General features: G+C 71.4%; 4 protein-coding genes. 3 read left to right on the forward strand and 1 reads right to left on the reverse strand.

Going from position 1 to position 8,533, the window contains the following annotated elements; all coding sequences use genetic code 11:
• The first annotated feature begins 10 nt into the window (after positions 1-10).
• The gene (locus AC5Y3Z_RS24860; protein ID WP_463828813.1) at positions 11-391 is read left to right on the forward strand and encodes a nuclear transport factor 2 family protein; all 381 of its coding nucleotides are present in this window, start codon (positions 11-13) and stop codon (positions 389-391) included.
• Here the strand turns inward: AC5Y3Z_RS24860 and trhA are convergent.
• Entirely contained in the window at positions 388-1,170 is a 783-nt protein-coding gene (trhA, locus tag AC5Y3Z_RS24865) for a PAQR family membrane homeostasis protein TrhA (RefSeq protein WP_463828814.1), read from the reverse strand. The two genes, AC5Y3Z_RS24860 and trhA, sit on opposite strands and share 4 nt — an antisense overlap.
• Positions 1,171-1,312: 142 nt before the next feature.
• Here trhA and AC5Y3Z_RS24870 point away from each other — a divergent pair, with 142 nt between their 5' ends.
• A complete protein-coding gene (locus AC5Y3Z_RS24870) occupies positions 1,313-2,101 on the forward strand; it encodes a (2Z,6E)-farnesyl diphosphate synthase (protein WP_463828820.1) in 789 nt (262 codons plus the stop codon).
• A 534-nt stretch (positions 2,102-2,635) separates the two neighbouring features.
• Positions 2,636-8,365, forward strand: coding sequence for a PE family protein (locus tag AC5Y3Z_RS24875; protein ID WP_463828815.1), 5,730 nt, complete (start codon positions 2,636-2,638; stop codon positions 8,363-8,365).
• Positions 8,366-8,533 lie beyond the last annotated feature (168 nt).

Below are 8,533 nucleotides of genomic sequence, written 5' to 3' on the forward strand. Positions count from 1 at the left end.
CGTGCGTCACATGCCAAATGCCGAGCGGGTGCAAGCAATCACCGACACCGTGCATCGCTACATCGCCACGGTGAGCGACGGCACCGCCGAGGACCTGGCGGCCTTCTACGCCGACGACGCCACGCTGGAGGATCCGGTGGGTGGTGAGGTGCACATCGGCACCCGTGCTATCCACGGCTTCTATTCGGCAGTGACCGGCGCGCAACGCGAATGCGAATTGGTCACGCTGCGGGTATCTGGCAACGAAGCGGCCTTCCACTTCCGGCTGACGGTCGCGATGGGCGACAGCAAGATGCGGATCGAGCCCATCGAGACGATGGTGTTCGACGGCGACGGCAAGGTCACCGCGATGAAGGCCTACTGGTCAGCGGCCGACGTGACCCAGCTCTAGAAGACGACGAACCACATCGCGATGTAGTGGCAGATCGCCGCCACCGCGGTGCAGGCGTGGAAGAACTCGTGGTAGCCGAAGGTCCGCGGCCACGGGTCGGGCCACTTGATGGCGTACAGCACGCCGCCGATGCTGTAGAGGGCGCCGCCGACGAACAGCAGCACCATGGCCGTCACGCCGGCGTTGTGCAGGATGGTGCCGGTGTACCAGACCGCGACCCATCCGAGCAGGATGTACAGCGGCACGCCGACCCAGCGCGGCGCCGAAGGCCACAGCATCTTGAGCAGAATGCCGCCGGCCGCACCGCCCCAGACGATCCACAACATCAGTTTCGCCTGGTCGGGAGGCAAGGCCAGGAGCGCGAACGGCGTGTAGCTGCCCGCGATGAACACGAAGATCATCGAGTGGTCCGCGCGCTTCATCCACATCCGGGCGGTCGGGGACTTCCAGTTGACCCGGTGGTAGGTGGCGCTGACCGTGAACATGATGATCGTGGCGAAGGTGTAGAGCATTGTCGCCAGACCGGCCCTGGTGGAATCCACCGCCCACGACACCGCCACCAGCGAGGCGCCCGCGGCGACGGCGGTGCCGGCTGAGTAGACGTGGATCCAGCCGCGGAACCGGGGCTTGGTCAGGACTTTGGCGACGCCCTCGGCGATCTGGTGGGCGGCGCCCTCCACGGCGTCCTGGGCGGCCTGGACCGGCGAGGAGTCGTCCTTGTCCGGCTCAGTGTTCTTGTTCGGCTCAGCGTTGGTGAGCGTGCTGGATTGGCTGCTCATCTGTTCTGCCTCGTCTTGTGTTCGGCCGTTGGGGTCACGGATCAGGGTAGCGAAATCAGCTGAGTGAAACCTGATGACATGACGTGATATAGCCCGAATTCGCCACCGGAAACTGGTGCGGTTCACAGTAGTGTGGATCTTCGTGGAGATCGTCCCGCCGCGGATCAAGGAGCCGTTGTACCGGCTTTACGAGCTACGGCTCCGGCAGGGCCTGGCCGCGTCCAGATCGGAGTTGCCACGGCATATCGCGGTGCTGTGCGACGGGAACCGGCGGTGGGCGCGCAGCCTGGGGTACGACGACGTCAGCGTCGGTTACCGGATGGGGGCGGTGAAGATCGCCGAGATGCTGCGGTGGTGCCAGGACGCCGGCATCGAGATGACCACCGTCTATCTACTTTCCACCGAGAACCTGCAACGCGACCCCGAAGAGCTCGGTGCGCTGATCGAGATCATCACCGATGTGGTCGAGGAGATCTGCGCGCCGGCCAACCGCTGGAGCGTGCGGACCGTCGGAGACCTGGAGTTGCTGGGTGAAGAACCGGCCCGGCGGCTGCGCGACGCGGTGGATTCCACCCCGCAGAACGCCGCGTTCCACGTCAACGTGGCGGTGGGGTACGGCGGCCGGCAGGAGATCGTCGGTGCGGTACGTGCGTTGCTGAGCAAGGAACTCGCCAACGGCGCCACCGCCGAGGAACTCGTCGAGGTGGTGACGGTTGACGGGATCTCGGAGAACCTCTACACCTCCGGGCAGCCGGACCCCGACCTGGTCATCCGCACCTCCGGGGAGCAGCGGCTGTCCGGCTTCCTGCTGTGGCAGAGCGCCTACTCGGAGATGTGGTTCACCGAGGCGCACTGGCCGGCGTTCCGGCGAGTCGATTTTCTGCGTGCTCTGCGCGACTACAGCATGCGGCATCGCCGGTACGGCAAGTAGCCGACGCCGGCAGATCAGAAGACCGGTCGGTCTACTTCCAGCAACCGTTTGGCTGGCTCTGCGTCGTGCCGTTGCCGTGACACTCCCGAGAAAATTTGTCAATCGCCACTTCGCAATCCCGAGGCGGTAGTGCGGCACACAGCAAACTTTACGCCCGGTCACGGCGGTGTCAGGCGAGTCGCTTTCCCTGCTGGTTTCTGACGCTATTGACAATAATTATTCAACTGGCGTCAGTAGGCCGCTCGGTACTGCGAGATAACTGATGAACTGAAAAGTGTTGGCGTACAACACTTTATCGCTCACGTCAGTGACCGTGTGAGTCGACCCACCAAGATGGATAGCTGAAGGTTGAATCCTTCAGGCTCCCGCAAACATCTGCGCGGTTGGCGCGCAGGGGCGCGGAGGCAGTCGTCGAATCGGTGAGATAGAAAAATCTGGAAATTCCCGTTTCAGCATCTGGTGTTTTCGCTTACCGAAGATGTACATTCCCAAACCGAGTGACCTCGTCGGCTATGAACCACAGGAGTTTCAGCGATGTCGTATTTGGTGGCTGCCCCGGATCTGTTCGCCCTCGCCGCGACGAACCTGGAGAGTCTGGGCACGTCGATGTCCGAGGCCAATTGTGCGTGGGCCAGCCCCTTCACCTCGCTGCTGCCGGCGGCCCAGGACGAAGTGTCGGCGGCCATCGCCGCGTTGTTCGGGACGCACGCGCAGGGGTATCAAACGCTGAGCAGCCAAGCCCAGGCGTTTCACGAGCAGTTCGTGCAGGCGTTGAACGCCGCAGGTAGCTCCTACGCAAGCGCCGAGGCGGCCGCCGCCAGCCCGCTCGGGCTCGTCGGAGACCTGATCAACGCACCGTCGCAGGCTTTGCTGGGTCGCCCACTGATCGGCAACGGCACCGACGGTGCGCCGGGCACCGGCGCCAACGGTGGTGCCGGCGGATTGCTGTGGGGCAATGGTGGTGCCGGTGGGTCCGGTGCTGTGGGACAGGTCGGCGGTAACGGCGGGGCCGCCGGGTTATTCGGCAGTGGTGGCATCGGCGGTACGGGCGGCGCCGGCGCCCAGGGCGGTAATGGCGGCTCCGGCGGGATCTTGTACGGCAACGGCGGTATGGGCGGTGCCGGCGGCATCGGTGCCGCCGCCGGTCTGACCGGTGGTATCGGAGGCATGGGCGGAAACGCCGGCTTCTTCGGCGCCGGTGGTGCCGGCGGCGTGGGCGGTGCCGGTGGTGAAGGCGACCCGTCGTTGGCCATCGCCGGCGGCACCGGTGGAACCGGGGGACGGGGCGGCAACGGAGGGCTGGTATTCAGCACGGCCGGTGCCGGTGGCGTCGGTGGTGCTGGTGGATTCGGTGGTGACGGTGCGGACGCCGTCGTCGCCGGCGCGACGGGTGGCGGCGGAGGCCAGGGCGGTAATGGCGGTGCGGGTGGTGCCGCCGGTGGCACGGGCATCTTCGGTGCCGGCGGTGTGGGTGGCGCCGGTGGCGTGGCCGGGCTCGGTGGCGAAGGTGGTGACGGCGGCGCTGGCGACATCGGCACCCCCAACGGCGGTGCCGGTGGTGTGGGTGGCAACCCCGGCATCGCCGGTGCAGGCGGGGCGGGTTCACTCGGTGCGGCAAACGGCGCCGCCGGTGCTGCGGCAACCGGCGGCGGTAACGGCGGTACGGGTGGAGCGGGTCTCACCGCCGCCGGTGGCTCCAACGCGGCGGGCGGCAACGGCGGTGTCGGCGGTAATGGCGGGGCGGTCGGTCACGGTGGCGCCGGTGGTGAGGGCGGTGCCGGCGACGGCAGCGGCGCGGGCGGCAAGGGCGGGAACGGCGGCGTGGGTGTGGTCGGCGGGACCGGTGGTGCCGGTGGTGACGGCGGTGCGACCGCTAACGGCGGTGCGGGTGGTACAGGTGGTGCCGGTGTGGCCGGCGCCGCGGGTGCGAACGGGCTCGCCCCCGGTAGTGCAGGCGGTGCTGGAGTGGTCGGTGGCACCGGCGGTGTCGGCGGGGCCGGTGGCCACGGTGGCACGACATCCGGCAACGGCGGTGACGGCGGAGCCGGCGGTGCCGGAGGGCTCGGCGGAGCCGGTGGGACCGGCGCCAAGGGCGCCGACGCGACAGTCGCCGGTGCTACCGGTGGGGCTGGCGGTCTCGGCGGTTCGGGTGGCGCCGGCGGTCAGGGTGGGGCAGGAGGCGCCGCGGGTACCGCGCTGGGTTCCGGCACCGGTGGCGTCACCGGTGTGGGTGGAATCGGTGGTAACGGCGGTGCTGCGGGACTCGGTGGTGACGGCGGGACAGGTGGCGCCGGTAACGCTGCCGTCCGCAACGGCGGCGTAGGCGGCCAGGGCGCCAACGCCGGTGCGCAAGGGGCCGGCGGGGCCGGCGGACTGAACGGCACCGGGACCACCGCCGCAGCAACAGGTGCCGCAGGCGCCGCAGCCCTGACTGGCGGCAACGGCGGCACCGGTGGCGCGGGCTGGAACGCCGTCACGCCAGGGGCTCATGGCGGTAACGGTGGCCGTGGTGGTGCCGGTGGTCTGGTAGGCAACGGCGGCGCGGGCGGCGCCGGCGGCAACGGTGCCATCGGTGCAACCGGCACCGACCCAACCCAAACCGGTGGTGCCGGTGGTACCGGCGGCAACGGTGGTACCGGTGGTGCCGGCGGTGACGCCGGTACGAAGGCGGGCTCTGGCGGGACCGGCGGCCAGGGCGGCATTGGCGGGCAGGGCGGCACCGGCGCAGTCGGCGCCTACGCAGCTGACCCGTCCCAGATCGGCGGTACCGGCGGGGTCGGCGGAGCCGGCGGCCAAGGCGGCGGCGGCGGTCGTGGCGGCCTGGCACAGAACCCGCTCGGCAACCTGGGTGCCGGCGGTGCCGGTGGTGCCGGCGGTGACGCCGGCCTCGGCGGTGACGGCGGCCACGGCGGTAATGGCACCATCACCAACATCCATGGCAGCGCAGGCGGGCTCGGCGGTAACGCCGGCACCGTCGGGGCCGGCGGGGCCGGCGGATTGAACGGCAACGGGACCGTCGCTGCCGCGAATGGCGCCGCGGGCGCCGCGGCCACCAACGGGGGCAACGGCGGTGCCGGCGGCGACGGGTACAACGCCGCCGCGGGCACGGTGACCGGTGCAGCCGGCGGTAATGGTGGCGCGGGTGGCGCGGGTGGCTCGGTAGGCAACGGTGGTGCCGGCGGTGCCGGCGGGGCCGGTGCCGCGGGCGCCCAGGGCGCGACCGGTGGTACGGGTCTGGTTGGCGACACGGGCGAGGCCGGCGGTATCGGCGGTAACGGCGGCGCCGGTGGTGCGGCCGGGTCGCTGGCGGGCAACGGTGGTGCCGGTGGTGCCGGTGGTGCCGGTGGTGACGGCGGTGTCGGTGGTACCGGTGGTGTTGGCGCGGACGGCGCTGACGGCGGAGGGACCGGCGGTACCGGCGGCCAGGGCGGCATCGGCGGGCAGGGTGCCGCCGGCGGTAACGGTGGTATCGGCGGTGCCTCTGCCAAGGGGGTTGCGGGTGCGCTCGGCGCCGGAGGCGCCGGCGGTGACGGTGGCGCGGCCGGTGTCGGTGGCACCGGTGGTCTCGGTGGTGACGGCAACTCGGGCAGCGTCAACGGCGGCACGGGCGGTCAGGGCGGTAACGCCGGTTCCGGTGGGGCCGGCGGGTCAAAGGGCAGCGGCGGCGCCGGTAGTGGTCCGAACGGCGCTACTGGCGCTGCCGCCACCAATGGCGGCGACGGTGGTGTCGGTGGCGACGGTTATGCCGCCGACGCCGGGTCGAACGCCGCCGGTGGTGTGGGCGGCACCGGTGGTGCCGGCGGTGTGCTGGGTAGCGGTGGTGCCGGTGGCCACGGTGGTGCCGGCGACGGCACCGGCGCCGGAGGCGCAGGCGGCCACGGTGGCGACAGCGGGGCGCAGGCCGGCAACGGTGGTGCCGGTGGCACCGGTGGCGCCGGCGGGGAAACAGGTACCGGCGGCATCGGTGGCGAGGGTGGCCTCGGTCGATCGAAGGCGGGTCTCGGCGGTGCTGGCGGTCACGGCGGTGCCGGCGGTGCGACATCTGGTGACGGTGGCGCCGGCGGTGTCGGCGGTATGGGTCAGGCCGGCGGTGGCGCCGGCGGTCACGGCGGTGATGCGGGGGCGAGTGGCAACGGTGGCGCGGGCGGCACCGGTGGTGCGGGTCTGACGGGCGCGGCCGGCGCGGCCGGGGTCGGCTCGGGCGGCGCCGGTGGCGCCGGTGTTGGCGGCGGTTTCGGTGGTGCCGGTGGTGACGGCGGGGCCGGCGGCTCGGTGTCTGGCAATGGCGGCGCAGGCGGTACTGGTGGCGCCGGCGCACAAGGCGGAACCGGCGGTACCGGCGCCAACTCGACGAACCCGACCACAGTCGGTGGCGCCGGTGGTGCCGGCGGCGCCGGTGGTGAGGGTGGCGCCGGCGGTAACGGTGGTACTGCCAAGGCGGGAACCCAGGGTGCTGCCGGAGACGGCGGTGCCGGCGGTGCTGCGGGCCTTGGCGGTGACGGCGGCGACGGCGCCAACGGCACGGCGGGCAACATCCACGCCAGCAATGGCGGTAAGGGTGGCGATGCGGGCGCGGTCGGTACCGGTGGCGCGGCGGGCACTGGCTCGACCGTTGGCAACGACGGCGTTGATGGAGCCGATGCCACCAACAGTGGGCACGGCGGTAACGGTGGCAATGGCTTCGACAACGGCGCGAACACCAACGGTGCGGCCGGCGGCAACGGCGGCAAGGGTGGCGCCGGCGGTTCGCACGGTGACGGCGGTAACGGTGGCAGCGGTGGCAACGGCGCGACCGGCACCGCCGGTACTACCAGCGGCACCGCCGGAACCGCTGGCGGTACCGGCGGCCGGGGCGGCGACGGTGGTGCGGGCGGTACTGGCGGATCCGTCCTTGGTGACGCGGGTAATGGCGGCGAGGCCGGAAACGGCGGTAAAGGCGGCCAGGGCGGTAACGGTACAAACGGAACCAGCGGCACCACCGGTGGCGCCGGCGGTAACGCGGGCGGCGGCGGCAAGGGCGGAGACGGCGGCAACGGCGGTGCCGCGGGTACGGCCCTGGGGGCTGGCAACCACGGCACCGCCGGTAATGCCGGCGACGGCGGCGACGGTGGTAACGCCGGGACTGCCGGCATCGGCGGTAACAGCACCGGCAACCGCACCGTCGGCGGTGTCGGCGGTAACGGGGCCGCTGGTGGGGATGCCGGCCACGGTGGTACGGGCGGTACCGGCACCGCGACTACCGACGGTGGCGTTGGTGGTAGCGGTGGCAAGGGTGGCATTGGTTCCGCCGGGGGTACCGGTGGCAACGGTGGCGGTACGACTGGTGGCGCTGGTGGCAACGGTGGTACGGGCGGCAAGGGAGGCGCCGGCGGTAACGCGGGTGCCGGTGGCGATGGCCAGAATGGTGGTCACGCGGGTAGCGCCGGGACCGGTGGCGCCGCCGGCAACGGCGGTACCGGTGGAAATGCCGGTGCTGGCCAAAACAGCAACACGGTTGCTAACAACGCGGGACGAGACGGTGGCGTCGGCGGCAACGCTGGTGCGGGTGGTGCCGGTGGCGATGGCGCGTCCGGTGGCACCGCGATCGGCGGCGGCACCAACGGGGCGGCGAGTGCCGGGGGCAACGGCGGTGCCGGCGGCACCGGCGGGGGCGGCGGTACAGGCGGCAACGGCGGCAACGCATCCAGCGGGTCCAACCCCGGCGGCATCGCCGGCAACGGTGGTGCCAGCGGTGCCGGCGGCGCCGGTGGTGCTGGCGGTAACGGTGGTGCCGGCACCGACACCACCGCAGGCGCAGTCGGTGGCAATGGCGGGCAGGGCGGCTCAGGCGGCACGTCGGGTACCGGCGGTAAAGGCGGCAATGGCATTGGCACCAACCAGAATGGTGGTAAGGGCGGCAATGCCGGTACGGCCGCCTCGGGCGGCATCGGTGGTGCCGGCGGCGACGGCGGCGACGGCAACGGCGGCGGGAACGGCGGAAACGCCGGAAACTCCGGTGCCGGCGGGAACGGCGGTACCGGCGGCGGCGGTGGCAACCCGACGGGCACCGGCATCGGTGGAGGGGCCGGCAACGGCGCGAACGGCGGCGCTGGCGGCAACCACGCCAACGGTGGCACGGGCGGAACTGGCCTAGGCGGCGGCACCGACGGCATCGGCGGCACCGACGGTAACCCTGGTACAGGCGGTACCGGCGGTCTCGCGGGCACTCCGGGTACGGGCGGCGTCGCAGGCGCTCCGGGCAGCAACGGGCCGAACGGCACCTAGCAACCAAGCGATATCGGCCACGCGTGCGCGGCCCTCCCAGGCAATATTCCACACACGTCGAACAGCGAACGTCTGACTCTGTAAGGGAAGAGGGTTGAGCCGGTGAGTTTTGTGACTTTGCCTCCTGAGATCAATTCGTTGAACATGCTGCGGGGTGCGGGTTCGGCG

It is taken from the genome of Mycobacterium sp. NGS61, from assembly GCF_059812325.1.